Origin of the sequence: Streptomyces sp. NPDC029674 (assembly GCF_044903205.1) — a bacterium.
In the GTDB taxonomy this organism is placed as follows: domain Bacteria; phylum Actinomycetota; class Actinomycetes; order Streptomycetales; family Streptomycetaceae; genus Streptomyces.
The window spans coordinates 143,209-159,693 of sequence record NZ_JBJDPY010000014.1 but is presented as its reverse complement, the minus strand read 5'-3'; the positions used below and the strand labels follow the sequence as shown (position 1 = coordinate 159,693).

The following is a 16,485-nucleotide window of genomic DNA, read 5'->3' as shown; positions in this document are numbered from 1 at the left end:
GCACGACCGAAGTTTGCCTGGCGGCGCTCAGGATTTGGTGACGGTGGCCTTGTCGATGACGACCGTCGCGTTGGGGGCGCCGTCGCCCTGCCCGCTGCTCTCGCCGGCTGCGGCGATCTTCTTCAAGACCTTCATCCCCGAATCGGAAATGGTCCCGAACGGTGTGTAGTCGGGCGGCAGCTGACTGTCCTGGTAGACGAGGAAGAACTGGCTGCCGCCGGTGTTCCTGCCCTTCTTCGCCCGGGCGTCGTACTGGTTCGCCATGGCGACCGTGCCGGCCGGATACACGTTCCCCTTCAGGCGCTTGTCCTTCAGGTTCTCGTCCGGGATCTGGTAGCCGGGGGTGCCCTTCCCGGTCCCCTTCGGGTCGCCGCACTGGAGGACGTAGATGCCGCCGGTGGTCAGGCGGTGGCACTTGGTGTGGTCCAAGTAGCCCTTGTTCACCAGGAAGTTGAAGGAGTTGACGGTGCGCGGTGCCTTCGCCGCGTCCAGGTCGAGGCCGATGTCACCGCACGTCGTCCTCAGGTCCATCGTGTAGTCGGCCGACTTGTCGATGGTGAGCGCCGGCTCCTTCTTGAAGCTCAGCGGCTTCACCTTGCCGGGCGCCGCCTTCTCGCACGGGTCCTTCGGCGCGCTGTCGGCCCGCGCGTCCGCGTCGTCCCCGTCGAAGGCCCCGGCCGCATACGACACGGCGCCACCGGCCACGACCACCGCGAGGGTCCCCGCGATCACCGCGTTGCGCGCCCGTACCCGGCGCCGCGCGGCCTCGCGCCGCTCCTGCTGCCGCAAGAACTTCTCCCGCGCGAGCTGCTTGCGCCGCTGTTCCTGGCTGACCACCGGCTCTTCTCCCCTTCTCCCGCGCATGTCTCGTCATGCGCTGCGTAGTGCCCCGTACCGTATATGGGTTACCTGTGGAATCGGCAGCGCCGGTAGGCTCTGATCTGCCGCGTTCTCCCGCCGGAGCCCGCGGCTCCCTCCCGCCGGACGACGAATGAAGGACGATCGTGCTGATTGCCGGGTTCCCCGCCGGGGCCTGGGGGACCAACTGCTACGTGGTCGCCCCCGCCGCGGGCGAGGAGTGCGTGATCATCGACCCGGGCCACCAGGCCGCCCAGGGAGTCGAGGACGCACTCAAGAAGCATCGGCTCAAGCCCGTCGCGGTCATCCTCACCCACGGCCACATCGACCACGTCGCCTCGGTCGTCCCGGTGTGCGGAGCGCACGACGTACCCGCGTGGATCCATCCCTCGGACCGGTACATGATGAGCGACCCCGAGAAGGCCCTCGGGCGCTCCATCGGGATGCCGCTCATGGGCGAGCTGACCGTGGGGGAGCCGGACGACCTGCGCGAGCTGAGCGACGGCGCGGGGCTGAAGCTGGCGGGGCTCGACTTCACCGTCGCGCACGCGCCGGGCCATACGAAGGGGTCGGTGACCTTCCAGATGCCCGAGACGGCCGAGATCCCCTCGGTCTTCTTCTCGGGCGATCTGCTCTTCGCCGGCTCCATCGGACGCACCGACCTGCCCGGCGGCAGCCACCCCGAGATCCTCCGGTCGCTGGCCCGCGTGTGCCTGCCGCTCGACGACTCGACCGTGGTGCTGTCCGGCCACGGCCCCCAGACATCCATCGGCCAGGAGCGCGCCACCAACCCGTATCTGCGGCAGGTGGCCGCCGGCCTGGGCGCGGACCCGACGTCCGCCCCGCGACGAGGAATGTGACGAGAGAACTCCCGTGAGCACCTTCAAGGCCCCCAAGGGCACGTACGACCTGCTTCCGCCCGACTCCGCGAAGTTCCTCGCGGTGCGCGAGGCGATCGCCGCGCCGCTGCGCAACTCCGGCTACGGCTACATCGAGACGCCCGGCTTTGAGAACGTCGAACTCTTCGCGCGCGGTGTCGGTGAGTCCACCGACATCGTCACCAAGGAGATGTACGCCTTCACCACCAAGGGCGGCGACGAGCTCGCGCTGCGCCCCGAAGGCACCGCCTCCGTGCTGCGCGCGGCGCTGGAGGGCAACCTCCACAAGGCGGGCAACCTCCCTGTCAAGCTCTGGTACTCCGGCTCGTACTACCGCTACGAGCGCCCTCAGAAGGGCCGCTACCGCCACTTCTCCCAGGTCGGCGCCGAGGCGATCGGCGCCGAGGACCCGGCGCTCGACGCCGAGCTGATCATCCTGGCGGACCAGGCGTACCGCGCCCTCGGCCTGCGGAACTTCCGCATCCTGCTCAACTCGCTGGGCGACAAGGAGTGCCGTCCCGTCTACCGCGCCGCGCTCCAGGAGTTCCTGCGCGGCCTGGACCTGGACGAGGAGACACGTCGACGTATCGACATCAACCCGCTGCGCGTCCTCGACGACAAGCGGGCCGACGTCCAGAAGCAGCTGGTGGGCGCGCCCTCGCTGCGTGACTACCTGTGCGACGCGTGCAAGGCCTACCACGAGCAGGTCCGCGAGCTGATCACGGCGGCGGGCGTCGCCTTCGAGGACGACGAGAAGCTCGTCCGCGGCCTGGACTACTACACCCGCACGACCTTCGAGTTCGTCCACGACGGCCTGGGCTCGCAGTCCGCGGTCGGCGGCGGCGGCCGCTACGACGGCCTGTCCGAGATGATCGGCGGCCCCTCGCTGCCCTCGGTCGGCTGGGCGCTCGGAGTGGACCGCACCGTGCTCGCCCTGGAGGCGGAGGGCGTCGAGCTCGAACTGCCCGCCGCCACCAGCGTCTTCGCGGTGCCGCTCGGCGAGGAGGCGCGCCGCGTCCTCTTCGCCAAGGTGACGGAGCTGCGCAAGGCAGGCGTCCCGGCGGACTTCTCGTACGGCGGAAAGGGCCTGAAGGGCGCGATGAAGAACGCCAACCGCAGTGGCGCGCGCTTCACCGTCGTCGCCGGCGAGCGCGACCTGGCGGACGGCGTCGTCCAGCTCAAGGACATGGAGTCCGGGGAGCAGGACGCGGTAGCGGTGGACGACATCGTGACGGTCCTGAAGGACCGGCTCGGAAAGTAGCGCCCCGCCCCGTCCGTCCCTCGTCCGTGCCTGCTTGTGTCCATCGGAGGGTGGACACACAGGCGCGTACGGCACAATGTGCGTGCCCGCGGACACCTCGAGCGACGGAACGGCGTGATGAGCAAAACGATGTCAGCGAAGGACGACGCCTCGGACGAGCGGGAGCGCGCGCACGCTCCCGGTGCCGTCGGCGGAAGCCGCGCGCTCGCCCTGCTGCTGGTGATCACGGGCGCCGCCGGACTGCTCGCCTCCTGGGTCATCACCATCGACAAGTTCGAGCTCCTGAAGGACCCGGACTTCCAGCCGGGGTGCAGCATCAACCCGGTCGTCGCCTGCGGCAGCATCATGAAGAGCGAGCAGGCGGAGGCCTTCGGGTTCCCCAACCCGATGCTGGGCCTGGTCACCTACGGCATCGTGGTCTGCGTCGGCATGAGCCTGCTCGCCGGGGCCCGCTTCCCGCGCTGGTACTGGCTCACGTTCAACGCGGGCGCGCTCTTCGGTGTCGGGTTCTGCACCTGGCTGATGATCCAGTCGCTCTACCACATCAACGCGCTCTGCCTCTGGTGCACCCTGGCCTGGATCGCCACGCTCCTGATGTTCTGGTACATCACGTCCTTCAACATCCGGGCCGGATTCCTGCCCGCGCCGGCCTGGGCCAAGAGCTTCCTGGCCGACTTCACCTGGGCGCTGCCGGTGATGCACACCGGCGTCATCGCCATGCTGATCCTCACCCGCTGGGGCGCCGACCTCTGGGCCTGAGCGGGCGGCCCGAGCTCCCGGAGGGATTGTCAGTGGGGTGACATAGGGTTCTTGACGTGGAGCCCGACCTGTTCACCGCCGCAGCCGAAGACCGCCAGGAAAAGGACCCGTCCAGCAGTCCCCTGGCCGTCCGGATGCGCCCGCGTACCCTCGACGAAGTCGTCGGCCAGCAGCATCTGCTGAAGCCGGGCTCGCCCCTGCGCCGCCTCGTCGGCGAGGGCGGCGGAGGCCCCGCAGGACCCTCGTCGGTCTTCCTGTGGGGCCCGCCGGGCATCGGCAAGACGACTCTCGCGTACGTCGTCTCGAAGGCCACGAACAAGCGATTCGTCGAGCTCTCGGCGATCACCGCGGGCGTGAAGGAAGTGCGCGCCGTCATCGACGGCGCCCGCAGGGCGATGGGCGGCCACGGCAAGGAGACCGTCCTCTTCCTCGACGAGATCCACCGCTTCAGCAAGGCCCAGCAGGACTCCCTGCTGCCGGCCGTCGAGAACCGCTGGGTGACGCTCATCGCGGCGACCACCGAGAACCCGTACTTCTCGATCATCTCCCCGCTCCTGTCCCGCTCCCTGCTCCTCACCCTCGAACCGCTCACCGACGACGACCTGCGCGCCCTGCTGCGCCGGGCGCTCATCGACGAGCGGGGACTGGCCGGCGCGGTCCAGCTGCCCGAGGAGGCCGAGGAGCACCTGCTGCGCATCGCCGGCGGCGACGCCCGCCGCGCGCTCACCGCCCTGGAGGCGGGCGCGGGCTCGGCCCTCGCCAAGGGCGAGCAGGAGATCACCCTCCAGACCCTGGAGGAGTCGGTCGACCGGGCCGCCGTGAAGTACGACCGCGACGGCGACCAGCACTACGACGTCGCGAGCGCCCTCATCAAGTCCATCCGCGGCTCGGACGTGGACGCAGCCCTGCACTACCTGGCCCGCATGATCGAGGCGGGCGAGGACCCCCGCTTCATCGCCCGGCGCCTGATGATCTCCGCCAGCGAGGACATCGGCCTCGCCGATCCGACCGCGCTGCCCACCGCCGTCGCCGCCGCCCAGGCCGTCGCCATGATCGGCTTCCCGGAAGCGGCGCTCACCCTCAGCCACGCGACGATCGCGCTCGCCCTGGCGCCGAAGTCGAACGCCGCGACGATCGCGATCCAGCAGGCCCAGGCCGACGTCCGGTGCGGCCTCGCCGGACCCGTCCCGCCCCACCTGCGCGACGGCCACTACAAGGGCGCCGCCAAGCTCGGCCACGCCCAGGGGTACGTGTACCCGCACGACGTCCCCGGCGGCATCGCCGCCCAGCAGTACGCGCCGGACACCATCGAGGGCAAGCGCTACTACCAGCCCACGAGGTACGGCGCCGAGGCGCGGTACGCCGACGTGGTCGAGCGGGTCCGCTCCCGCCTCAAGGGAGAGCAGCCCGAGAGCTAGCCCACCGGGCCCGGGCTGAGGCATCTCGCCACACCCGGTATAGTTGCCCGAAGCGCTGCGTCCCGTGTCCGGTCTCGTACCGGCACCACCAGAACGGGACATCCAGCCGGAACCCCACCGCCGTAAGGCAAGGGGGATCCAGGAGCGTCGCGCACCGTCGAAGGTGTCGCGGGCAGCCCACCACCATCTCGCACTCCGGGAATCGGTCGGTGGGCCACTCGCGTGCTGCACATAGTGCCCAGACCAGGGAGCGGCTGCCTCGTGAGCCCATGGCTCGTGAGGTTTCCCAGGCTGCGGATTGCGACCTCCCCTAACCACTGGTGAAGCCGATTTCACAGAGAACAGAGAGGTTGGTTCATGCCGAACCAGTCCCGCCCCAAGGTCAAGAAGTCGCGTGCCCTCGGCATCGCGCTGACCCCGAAGGCCGTCAAGTACTTCGAGGCCCGTCCCTACCCGCCGGGCGAGCACGGCCGTGGGCGCAAGCAGAACTCGGACTACAAGGTCCGTCTGCTCGAGAAGCAGCGGCTGCGTGCGCAGTACGACCTCTCCGAGCGCCAGCTCGTCCGTGCCTACGAGCGTGCGTCCAAGACGCAGCTCAAGACCGGTGAGGCCCTGGTCATCGAGCTGGAGCGTCGTCTCGACGCCCTGGTTCTGCGTTCGGGCATCGCCCGCACGATCTACCAGGCCCGCCAGATGGTCGTGCACGGCCACATCGAGGTCAACGGCGGCAAGGTCGACAAGCCGTCGTACCGCGTCCGTCCCGACGACGTCGTGATGGTCCGCGAGCGCAGCCGTGAGAAGCCGCTGTTCCAGGTCGCGCGCGAGGGTGGCTTCGCCCCCGACGGCGAGATCCCGCGCTACCTCCAGGTGAACCTGAAGGCCCTGGCCTTCCGCCTGGACCGCGACCCGAACCGCAAGGAGATCCCCGTGATCTGCGACGAGCAGCTCGTCGTCGAGTACTACGCCCGCTGACCCGGACGTAGCTCACCCTGCTGCAGCCCGTCGCCTCCCCGCCCTTCCTGGTGGGGGAGGTGGCGGGTTCGGTCGTTTCCGGGGCCGCCGCGCAGCGCCCGCGCCACCGCCGCGTCCAGACCGAGCGCGGCCCCCGCGCGCACGCACTCCTCGTACCGCTCGTCGCCCAGCGCCTCACGGGCCTGCCGCTCGCACAGCACGTGCGGGCCGCCGAAATGGGCCGAGCCGAACAGCGGAAGGCCCACCGAGGTCCAGATGCGGGACGCGGCGCCCTGCAGCACCGCCGCCTCCGCCGGATCGCCCTCCGCCACCGTGAACAGCGCGAGCAGCTCGATGGACAGGACCGTGCCGAGCAGGTCGTGGAAGCGGTGGTCGAGATCCAGCGACTCGGCGAGCAGCTCCCGCGCCGTCCGCGCCTCGCCGCGGGTCCACGCCGCGTAGCCGAGGACATAGAGGGCGTACGCGAGAGTCCAGCGCTCGCCGTGGTCCTCACAGACGCGGCGCACGTCCTCGCAGACCTCCACCGCGCCGGCGAGCTCCCCGCGGAAGGCCAGCACCATGGCCAGCTCGGTCTGCCCCATCAGGACATTGCTGTTGAGCTCGCCGATCTCCCGGTACCGCTCAAGCGCCGAGCGCAGCAGCGTCTCCGCGCGCGGCAGGTCGTCCGTGACCAGGGCCAGACAGCCGATGCGGTGCTCCGCGTACGCCGCGGCCACCGCGTTGCCCGTGCGCTTCGCGCCGTCGCGGCACTCGTGCAGCGCGGCCAGCGCGGCGACCGCGTCCCCCTGCAGCACCGCCACATAGCCGAGCACCCACAGCGCCTTGAGCCGCGAGTCCGCGTGACCGCCGTCGAGTTCGAGGGACCGGTCCAGCCAGTGCCTGCCCTCCGCGAGCCGCCCGCAGCCGACCCAGTAGAACCACAGCGTCCCGGCGAGATACTGCCCCAGATGGGCCTCGTCCCGCTCGGTCAGGGAGAACTCCAACGCCGCCCGCAAGTTGGGCAGTTCGGCGTCGATGAGTGCGGCGACCTCCTGCTGGCGCGGCGAGAACCAGTCCAGCTCGCACCAGGTGGCGAGCCCCATGTACCAGTCGCGGTGCCTGCGCCGCAGCCGCGCGCCCTCGCCCGCCGCCTCCAGCCAGTCGGCGCCGTAGGCCCTGACCGTGTCGAGCATGCGGTAACGCACACCCGACGGGCCCTCCTCGCGGTACAGGACGGACTGCGCGAGCAGCTCCTCCAGTACGTCGAGCACCTCGTCGGCGAGCAGTCCGTCCCCGGCACAGATGTACTCGGCGGCCTCCAGGTCGAACTGGCCGGCGAACACCGACAGGCGCGACCACAGCAGCCGCTCCCGCGGCGCGCACAGCTCGTGGCTCCAGCCGATGGCCGTCCGCAGCGTCTGGTGGCGCGGCAGCACGTCCCGCCGCACGCCCGTGAGCAGCCGGAACCGGTCGTCGAGCCGGGCGAGGAGCTGCGCGGGCGAGAGCGCCCGCAGCCGTCCCGCGGCCAGCTCCACGGCGAGCGGGATGCCGTCGAGGCGGTGGCACAGCTCCATGACGTCCGCGCGATTGCCGTCGTCGACGACGAAGCCGGGCAGCCCGGCCGCCGCGCGGTCGCTGAAGAGCGCGGCCGCGTCCGGGCCTGGCAGCGGCGCGAGCGGGAAGAGCCGCTCGCCCTCGGTCTCCAGCGGTCTGCGCCCCACGGCGAGCACCCGCAGCCCGGGGGAGTGCACCAGCAGGTCGCGCACGAGCGCGGCGCAGGCGTCGACGAGGTGCTCGAAACCGTCGACGACGAGGAGCAGCTGCCGCTCCTCCAGGTGCCCGAGCAGCACCTGGCGCGGCGGCCGCTTCGTGTGGTCGGTCAGCCCGAGGGCGTCGGCGACGGCGTGGTCGAGGAGGTCCGGGTCCCGCAGCGCCGTGAGATCCACCAGCCAGGCGCCGTCGCGCGGCCGGCTCCGCGCCGCGGCCCGCACGGCCAGGCGGGACTTCCCGACCCCGCCGACCCCCGTCACCGTGACCAGCCGCCCGGCCTCCAACGCGGCGGCCAGCTCGGCGAGTTCGCTCTCGCGCCCCACGAAGGCGTTCAGTTCCAGGGGGAGATTGCCGGACTGAGAAGGTCGCATGAGGTACGGAGCGTACTCAGTCGTATGCGGTCCGTACAATCAGGCCGGGCAACTCCTGGGTGCGCGACGGGGAATGCGGTACGGAGCGACGCCACCGGCGCGATAGGGTCGGAGGACGACTTTTCGATGTTCGGGTACGAAGTTCAGGGACGAGATTCAGGGAGCGGTGCCAAGTGTCCGGTGGAGAGGTTGCCGGGGTCCTGGTGGCCGTCTTCTGGGCGATCCTGGTCTCCTTCCTCGCAGTGGCACTGGCGAGGCTGGCCCAGACGCTCAGGGCGACCACCAAACTCGTCGCGGACGTGACCGAGCAGGCGGTCCCGCTCCTCGCGGACGCCTCCACCGCGGTGCGCTCCGCGCAGACACAGATCGACCGTGTCGACGCCATCGCCTCCGACGTCCAAGAGGTCACGTCGAACGCGTCGGCGCTGTCCACGACGGTCGCCTCGACCTTCGGCGGCCCGCTCGTCAAGGTGGCCGCGTTCGGCTACGGCGTGCGCAGGGCCATCAGCCGCAAGGCCGCTCCCGAGGCAGAGGAAATGCCCGTCAAGCCGTCCCGTCGTACGGTGATCGTGGGCCGAACCGTCCCGTCCGCACGGCGGACCAAGCGGGCCAACCGGAGTAAGAGGGACTGACGCAGCGATGTTCCGCCGTACTTTCTGGTTCAGCGCGGGCGCAGCCGCCGGCGTATGGGCCACCACCAAGGTCAACCGCAAGCTCAAGCAGCTGACGCCCGAGAGCCTCGCCGCGCAGGCCGCGAACAAGGCGATCGAGACGGGGCACCGCCTGAAGGACTTCGCGCTCGAGATCCGCGACGGCATGGCCGAGCGCGAGGCCGAGCTGGGCGAGGCGCTGGGCCTGCGGGACCACCCCGACGCCGAGCTGCCACCTTCGCGCCGCTTCGCGGTCATCGAGAACCACAGCAGCAACAAGAACCACACGAAGACGCAGTACAACTGGAATGAGGACCACTGATGGAGTCGGCTGAAATCCGCCGCCGCTGGCTGAGCTTCTTCGAGGAGCGCGGGCACGCCGTCGTCCCTTCGGCGTCGCTCATCGCGGACGACCCGACTCTGCTGCTCGTCCCCGCCGGCATGGTGCCCTTCAAGCCCTACTTCCTGGGTGAGGTCAAGCCGCCCGCGCCGCGCGTCACCAGCGTGCAGAAGTGCGTGCGCACGCCCGACATCGAAGAGGTCGGCAAGACCACGCGCCACGGCACGTTCTTCCAGATGTGCGGCAACTTCTCCTTCGGCGACTACTTCAAGGAAGGCGCCATCACGCTTTCCTGGGAGCTCCTTACCAGCCCTGTCGACAAGGGCGGCTTCGGCCTCGACCCCGACCGGCTGTGGATCACGGTCTACCTCGACGACGACGAGGCCGAGCAGATCTGGCGCGAGAAGGTAGGCGTCCCGGCCGAGCGCATCCAGCGCCTGGGCAAGAAGGACAACTTCTGGTCCATGGGTGTGCCCGGACCCTGCGGCCCCTGCTCGGAGATCAACTACGACCGCGGCCCGGAGTTCGGCGTCGAGGGCGGCCCGGCCGTCAACGACGAGCGGTACGTGGAGATCTGGAACCTGGTCTTCATGCAGTACGAGCGCGGCGAGGGCACCTCGAAGGAGGACTTCGAGATCCTCGGCGAGCTGCCGACCAAGAACATCGACACCGGCCTCGGTCTCGAGCGTCTCGCCATGATCCTGCAGGGCGTACAGAACATGTACGAGACGGACACCCTGCGCGTCGTCATGGACAAGGCCACCGAGCTCACCGGCGTGCGCTACGGCGCCGAGCACGGCTCGGACGTCTCCCTGCGCGTGGTCGCCGACCACATCCGTACGTCCACGATGCTCATCGGCGACGGCGTCACCCCCGGCAACGAGGGCCGTGGCTACGTGCTGCGCCGCATCATGCGCCGCGCCATCCGAAACATGCGGCTGCTCGGCGCCACCGGCCCTGTCGTCAAGGACCTCGTCGACGTCGTGATCGAGACGATGGGGCAGCAGTACCCGGAGCTCGCCACCGACCGCAAGCGCATCGAGACCGTCGCCCTCGCCGAAGAGGCCGCCTTCCTCAAGGCCCTCAAGGGCGGCACCAACATCCTCGACACCGCCGTCACCGAGACCAAGGCCGCCGGCGGCAAGGTCCTCTCCGGCGACAAGGCGTTCCTGCTGCACGACACGTGGGGCTTCCCCATCGACCTCACCCTGGAGATGGCCGCCGAGCAGGGCCTCTCCGTGGACGAGGACGGTTTCCGCCGCCTCATGAAGGAGCAGCGGGACCGCGCCAAGGCCGACGCCATGGCCAAGAAGACCGGCCACGCCGACCTGCACGCCTACCGCGCGATCGCCGACGCCTCCGGCGCCACCGACTTCACGGGCTACTCCCTCACGGAGAACGAGGCCCAGATCGTCGGCCTCCTGGTCAACGGCGTCTCCTCGCCCGCCGCCACCGAGGGCGACGAGGTCGAGATCGTCCTCGACCGCACCCCGTTCTACGCCGAGGGCGGCGGCCAGATCGGCGACACCGGCCGCATCCGCCTGGACAGCGGCGCGATCGTCGAGATCCGCGACGTGCAGAAGCCGGTGCCCGGCGTGCACGTCCACAAGGGTGTCGTCCAGGTCGGCGAGATCACCGTGGGCGCCCCGGTGTGGGCGTCGATCGACGCCCACCGCCGCCGCGCCATCGCCCGCGCCCACTCCGCCACGCACCTCACGCACCAGGCGCTGCGCGACGCGCTCGGCCCGACGGCCGCCCAGGCCGGTTCCGAGAACCAGCCCGGCCGCTTCCGCTTCGACTTCGGTTCGCCGTCCGCCGTGCCCACGGCCGTGATGACGGACGTCGAGCAGAAGATCAACTCGGTGCTCGCCAGGGAACTGGACGTCCAGGCCGAGGTCATGTCGATCGACGACGCCAAGAAGCAGGGCGCCATCGCCGAGTTCGGCGAGAAGTACGGCGAGCGCGTGCGCGTCGTCACCATCGGCGACTTCTCCAAGGAGCTGTGCGGCGGTACGCACGTCCACAACACCGCCCAGCTGGGCCTGGTGAAGCTGCTCGGCGAGTCCTCCATCGGCTCCGGTGTGCGCCGCATCGAGGCGCTGGTCGGCGTCGACGCGTACAACTTCCTCGCCAAGGAGCACACGGTCGTCGCCCAGCTCCAGGAACTGGTCAAGGGCCGTCCCGAGGAGCTCCCCGAGAAGATCTCCGGCATGCTCGCCAAGCTGAAGGACGCCGAGAAGGAGATCGAGAAGTTCCGCGCGGAGAAGGTCCTCCAGGCCGCCGCCGGTCTCGTGCAGGGCGCCAAGGACGTACGCGGGGTCGCCGTGGTCACCGGTCAGGTGCCCGACGGCACGGGCGCCGACGACCTGCGCAAGCTGGTCCTCGACGTACGGGGCCGTATCCAGGGCGACCGCCCGGCCGTCGTCGCCCTGTTCACCACGGCCAACGGCAAGCCGCTCACGGTCATCGCCACCAACGAAGCCGCCCGTGAGCGTGGCCTCAAGGCCGGCGACCTGGTCCGTACGGCCGCCAAGACCCTCGGCGGCGGTGGCGGCGGCAAGCCGGACGTCGCCCAGGGCGGCGGCCAGAACCCGGCCGCCATCGGCGACGCCATCGCCGCCGTCGAGCGCCTCGTCACCGAGACGGCCTGATGACCGCACCGGCAGGGGGCATGCGCCGCGGCCGGCGCCTCGCCATCGACGTCGGGGACGCCCGTATCGGGGTCGCCTCGTGCGACCCCGACGGGATCCTCGCCACGCCGGTGGAGACGGTGCCGGGGCGCGATGTCCCGGCCGCTCAGCGCCGCCTGAAGCAGCTCGCCGACGAGTACGAGCCGATCGAGATCGTCGTCGGCCTCCCTCGCTCCCTCAACGGGGGCGAGGGCCCGGCGGCCGCCAAGGTCCGCGCCTTCACCCGGGACCTCGCCCGCATGGTTGCCCCCATTGCGGTGAGGCTCGTGGACGAGAGGATGACCACAGTGACGGCCAGTCAGGGCCTGCGCGCCTCCGGCGTGAAGTCCAAAAAGGGCAGGTCTGTCATCGATCAGGCGGCGGCCGTGATCATCCTTCAGCAGGCCCTGGAGTCCGAACGGGCGTCAGGTAAAGCTCCGGGCGAGGGCGTCGAAGTGGTCATCTGATCGCGATACGGTAACGTTCCGCGCGATGCGGCGGCGTTCGAACAGCTGCCGCACAGCATCAAGAGGCGGAACGGTTGCCCGGCCATCCAGACGGCGGCCCCGCCTCGCGGCATGTAGGGGATCGATGACTGAGTATGGCCGGGGCCCAGGCTCCGAACCGTGGCATCCGGAGGACCCGTTGTACGGGGACAGCGGATGGGGAGGACAGCAGCCTTCGGGCGGCGCGTCCACCTACGGCGGCCAGGGGCAGTACCACCCGCAGCAGCCGCACCAGCATCAGCAGCAGCAGCCGTCGCACGAGTCGCAGTACGGCGGTGACTGGAGCACCGGACAGCAGCAGGCCTACGGGCAGCAGCAGTACGGCGGCCAGCAGCAGTACAACGGCGATTCCGGTCAGGGTTACAACGGAGGCCCGGGCCAGGGGTACGACAACGGCTCCGGCCAGGGCTACAACGGCGGCCCCGAGCACGGCCACAACGGTGGCAACGGTGGCTGGGACACCGGTCAGCAGGGCCAGGCCCCCTACAGCGGCGACCCGATGGACCCCTACGGCGGCCAGCAGGCCGGCTACGGCTCGGAGAACCACGACTACTACTCCACGCCGGACGCCTATTCGCCGCCGGAGCCGCCCGGCCGCCGCCGCCCGGCCCAGCCCCCCGAGTCCGAGTCGGAGGCCGACTGGGACCCGGGCCCCGACCAGGGCGAACACGCGTTCTTCGCGGGCGGCGACTCCGATGACGACGACGATGAGCCCGGCGGCCGTGGCGACCGGCGCGGCCGTGGCGGCAAGAAGCCCAAGAAGCGCCGCAACGGCTGTGCCTGTCTGGTCGTCACGCTGGTCTTCGCGGGCGGCCTCGGCGGAGTCGGCTACTTCGGCTATCAGTTCTATCAGGATCGTTTCGGCACGGCCCCGGACTACGCGGGCGAGGGGTCGGGGACGGCCGTCGTCGACATCCCCAAGGACTCCGGCGGCTATGTGATCGGGCAGAAGCTGAAGGAAGCGGGCGTCGTCAAGAGCGTCGACGCGTTCGTCTCCGCCCAGGGCAAGCACCCGGACGGGCAGACCATCCAGTCGGGCGTCTACACGCTCAAGAAGCACATGTCCGCGCAGAGCGCCGTCGAATTGATGCTCAGCCCGAAGAGCCGCAGCAACCTCATCATTCCCGAAGGCACCCGGAACGCGACGGTCTACAAACAGATCGACAAGCGCCTCGGCGTGGCAAACGGCACCACGGAAAACGTCGCCAAGAAGGAATGGAAGAGCCTCGGGCTCCCCAACTGGGCGAACACGCACAAGGACATCAAGGATCCCCTGGAAGGATTCCTCTACCCCTCCAGCTATCCGGTCGCCAAGGGCCAGAAGCCCGCGGACGTCCTCAAGAACATGGTCGCCCACGCGACGGAGAAGTACGACGAGCTCGGCCTGGAATCGAAGGCCAAGGACCTGAACCTGAAGGACCCGCTCGAACTCCTCACCGTGGCGAGCCTGGTCCAGGCCGAAGGCAAGTACAAGCACGACTTCGAGAAGGTCGCCACGGTCGTCTACAACCGTCTCAAGCCCAACAACACCGAAACGTACGGTCTGTTGGACTTCGACTCGACGGTGAACTACCTCCGCGGCAAGTCCGAGTTGGCGACGGGTTCGGTCGACGAGCTCCGCAGGCTCGAGGACCCGTACAACACGTACAAGATCAAGGGTCTGCCGCCCGGGCCGATCGGAAACCCGGGTGAGGTCGCGCTGAATTCGGCGCTGCATCCCGCCAAGGGCAACTGGTACTACTTCGTCTCCCTCAGCGAGGACAAGACCGTCTTCGCCGAGACCAACGAAGAGCAGAACCGGAACCGCGAGAAATACCTGAAGGGGCAATGAGCGCGCAGAAGCGACGAGCCGCGGTCCTCGGCTCCCCGATCTCCCATTCACTCTCCCCGGTGCTGCACAGCGCGGCATACGACGAATTGGGCCTGGGCGACTGGACGTACGAGCGTTTCGAGATCGACGAGGCGGCGCTGCCGGAATTCGTCGGGAAACTCGGTCCCGAATGGGCGGGGCTCTCGCTGACCATGCCGTTGAAGCGGGCGATCATGCCGCTGCTCGACGACATCAGCGAGACCGCGGCGTCCGTCGAGGCGGTGAACACGGTGGTGTTCGGCCCCGACGGGCGGCGCACCGGCGACAACACCGACATCCCGGGCATGGTCGCCGCGCTCCGCGAGCACGGCATCGAGCAGGTCGAGTCGGCCGCGATCCTCGGCGCGGGCGCCACTGCGTCGTCGGCGCTGGCCGCGCTCGCGCGGATCTGCACCGGCGAGGTCGTCGTGTACGTGCGCAGCGACACCCGCGCCGCCGAGATGCGGCAGTGGGGCGAGCGCCTCGACGTGGAGGTCAGGACCGAGGCCTGGGAGGACGCCCGCGAGGCGCTGACCGCCCCGCTGGTGATCGCCACGACCCCGGCGGGCACCACGGACCCGCTGGCCGGTCTGGTGCCGGAGCGGCCCGCCACCCTCTTCGACGTGCTGTACGACCCGTGGCCCACCGACCTCGCGGCGCGCTGGTCGGCGTACGGCGGGGCGGTCGTCAGCGGACTCGACCTGCTCGTCCACCAGGCCGTGCTCCAGGTCGAGCAGATGACGGGCCGCGCACCCGCGCCGCTCGGCGCCATGCGCAAGGCGGGGGAGCGCGCGCTCGCCGCACGGTGAATCCCTGGTCGCGCCGCGGTCGAGGCGCGGCCGAGGCGTGGGCCGGGGGCGTCCGTCAGATGGACCGGACGCCGGGTCACGCCTCAGGTCGTGGGAGGATCGGGGTGGCGGGCCTGGGCCGCGCACCCGGCCGCGCCGTCGAAGACAGCAGTTCGAGGCGCGAGCATGAGGAGCACCGTTGAGCAGGTTGCGTTGGCTGACCGCGGGGGAGTCGCACGGACCCGCGCTTGTCGCGACGTTGGAGGGTCTTCCCGCCGGCGTGCCGATCACGACGGAGATGGTGGCTGACCACCTGGCGCGACGGCGGCTTGGGTACGGCCGTGGTGCGCGGATGAAGTTCGAGCGCGACGAGGTCACGTTCCTGGGCGGTGTGCGGCACGGCCTGAGCATGGGCTCGCCGATCGCCGTCATGGTGGGCAACACGGAGTGGCCCAAGTGGGAACAGGTCATGGCCGCCGACCCGGTCGACCCCGCGGTCCTCGCCGACCTGGCCCGTAACGCGCCGCTGACCCGCCCCCGGCCCGGCCACGCCGACCTCGCGGGCATGCAGAAGTACGGCTTCGACGAGGCCCGTCCCGTCCTGGAGCGCGCCTCCGCCCGCGAGACCGCGGCCCGCGTCGCCCTCGGCGCGGTGGCCCGCTCGTACCTGAAGGAGACGGCCGGGATCGAGATCGTCTCGCACGTCACCGAGCTGGCGGCGGCGAAGGCGCCCTACGGCGTCTACCCGACCCCGGCCGACGTCGAGAAGCTGGACGCCGACCCGGTCCGGTGCCTGGACGCCGACGCGTCGAAGGCGATGGTCGCGGAGATCGACCAGGCCCACAAGGACGGCGACACCCTGGGCGGTGTCGTCGAGGTGCTGGCTTACGGCGTCCCGGTGGGTCTCGGCTCGCACGTGCACTGGGACCGGCGGCTCGACGCACGGCTCGCCGCCGCGCTCATGGGCATCCAGGCCATCAAGGGCGTCGAGGTCGGCGACGGCTTCGACCTCGCGCGGGTGCCGGGTTCGAAGGCGCACGACGAGATCGTCACGACCGAGGACGGCATCAAGCGCACCTCGGGCCGGTCCGGTGGCACCGAGGGCGGTCTGACCACCGGCGAACTGCTGCGCGTACGCGCCGCGATGAAGCCCATCGCCACCGTGCCGCGCGCGCTCGCCACCATCGACGTGGCCACCGGCGAGGCCGCGAAGGCGCACCACCAGCGCTCCGACGTGTGCGCCGTGCCGGCCGCCGGCATCGTCGCCGAGGCCATGGTCGCGCTCGTCCTGGCCGACGCCGTCGCCGAGAAGTTCGGCGGCGACAGCGTGCCCGAGACGCGGCGCAACGTGCAGTCCTACCTCGACCACCTGCAGATCCGGTGAGCGGGCCGGAAAGCGGCGGTCCGCAGGTCGTCC

Annotated in this window: 14 protein-coding genes; 12 read left to right on the top strand and 2 right to left on the bottom strand. The window is 70.4% G+C overall.

Going from position 1 to position 16,485, the window contains the following annotated elements; all coding sequences use genetic code 11:
• Positions 1-27 precede the first annotated feature (27 nt).
• Positions 28-837: a peptidylprolyl isomerase gene (locus ACI2L3_RS30050; RefSeq protein WP_404755526.1), complete on the bottom strand. Its 810-nt coding sequence runs from the start codon at positions 835-837 to the stop codon at positions 28-30.
• Between the two features lie 167 nt (positions 838-1,004).
• Here ACI2L3_RS30050 and ACI2L3_RS30045 point away from each other — a divergent pair, with 167 nt between their 5' ends.
• From ACI2L3_RS30045 to rpsD, 5 genes are all read left to right on the top strand, one after another.
• Positions 1,005-1,718, top strand: coding sequence for an MBL fold metallo-hydrolase (locus ACI2L3_RS30045; RefSeq protein WP_404755525.1), 714 nt, complete (start codon positions 1,005-1,007; stop codon positions 1,716-1,718).
• 13 nt (positions 1,719-1,731) lie between these two features.
• A complete protein-coding gene (hisS, locus tag ACI2L3_RS30040; RefSeq protein ID WP_404755524.1) occupies positions 1,732-2,997 on the top strand; it encodes a histidine--tRNA ligase in 1,266 nt (421 codons plus the stop codon).
• Between the two features lie 117 nt (positions 2,998-3,114).
• Positions 3,115-3,756, top strand: coding sequence for a vitamin K epoxide reductase family protein (locus tag ACI2L3_RS30035; protein WP_404755523.1), 642 nt, complete (start codon positions 3,115-3,117; stop codon positions 3,754-3,756).
• 56 nt (positions 3,757-3,812) lie between these two features.
• Positions 3,813-5,174 (top strand): replication-associated recombination protein A, encoded by a 1,362-nt coding sequence (locus tag ACI2L3_RS30030; protein ID WP_404755522.1) that lies wholly within the window; start codon positions 3,813-3,815, stop codon positions 5,172-5,174.
• Between the two features lie 357 nt (positions 5,175-5,531).
• A complete protein-coding gene (gene rpsD / locus ACI2L3_RS30025; RefSeq protein ID WP_125511570.1) occupies positions 5,532-6,146 on the top strand; it encodes a 30S ribosomal protein S4 in 615 nt (204 codons plus the stop codon).
• Here the strand turns inward: rpsD and ACI2L3_RS30020 are convergent.
• Positions 6,134-8,266, bottom strand: coding sequence for an ATP-binding protein (locus ACI2L3_RS30020; RefSeq protein ID WP_404755521.1), 2,133 nt, complete (start codon positions 8,264-8,266; stop codon positions 6,134-6,136). The two genes, rpsD and ACI2L3_RS30020, sit on opposite strands and share 13 nt — an antisense overlap.
• Positions 8,267-8,439: 173 nt before the next feature.
• Between ACI2L3_RS30020 and ACI2L3_RS30015 the strand changes: the two genes are divergently transcribed.
• The 7 genes from ACI2L3_RS30015 to aroC all read left to right on the top strand — a co-directional run bounded on the left by ACI2L3_RS30015 (position 8,440) and on the right by aroC (position 16,452).
• The gene (locus ACI2L3_RS30015) at positions 8,440-8,898 is read left to right on the top strand and encodes a DUF948 domain-containing protein (RefSeq protein WP_404755520.1); all 459 of its coding nucleotides are present in this window, start codon (positions 8,440-8,442) and stop codon (positions 8,896-8,898) included.
• 7 nt (positions 8,899-8,905) lie between these two features.
• Positions 8,906-9,238, top strand: coding sequence for a DUF6167 family protein (locus tag ACI2L3_RS30010; protein ID WP_404755519.1), 333 nt, complete (start codon positions 8,906-8,908; stop codon positions 9,236-9,238).
• Entirely contained in the window at positions 9,238-11,907 is a 2,670-nt protein-coding gene (gene alaS / locus ACI2L3_RS30005; protein WP_404755518.1) for an alanine--tRNA ligase, read from the top strand. Before ACI2L3_RS30010 ends, alaS begins: the two co-directional genes overlap by 1 nt.
• Complete coding sequence (ruvX, locus tag ACI2L3_RS30000; RefSeq protein WP_404755517.1) at positions 11,907-12,392, top strand: Holliday junction resolvase RuvX; 486 nt, start codon at positions 11,907-11,909, stop codon at positions 12,390-12,392. The genes alaS and ruvX overlap by 1 nt, the downstream gene beginning before the upstream one ends.
• A 124-nt stretch (positions 12,393-12,516) precedes the next feature.
• A complete protein-coding gene (gene mltG / locus ACI2L3_RS29995; RefSeq protein WP_404755516.1) occupies positions 12,517-14,262 on the top strand; it encodes an endolytic transglycosylase MltG in 1,746 nt (581 codons plus the stop codon).
• Positions 14,259-15,089 (top strand): shikimate dehydrogenase, encoded by an 831-nt coding sequence (locus tag ACI2L3_RS29990; RefSeq protein ID WP_404755515.1) that lies wholly within the window; start codon positions 14,259-14,261, stop codon positions 15,087-15,089. The genes mltG and ACI2L3_RS29990 overlap by 4 nt, the downstream gene beginning before the upstream one ends.
• A gap of 178 nt (positions 15,090-15,267) precedes the next feature.
• The gene (gene aroC / locus ACI2L3_RS29985; RefSeq protein ID WP_404755514.1) at positions 15,268-16,452 is read left to right on the top strand and encodes a chorismate synthase; all 1,185 of its coding nucleotides are present in this window, start codon (positions 15,268-15,270) and stop codon (positions 16,450-16,452) included.
• Positions 16,453-16,485 lie beyond the last annotated feature (33 nt).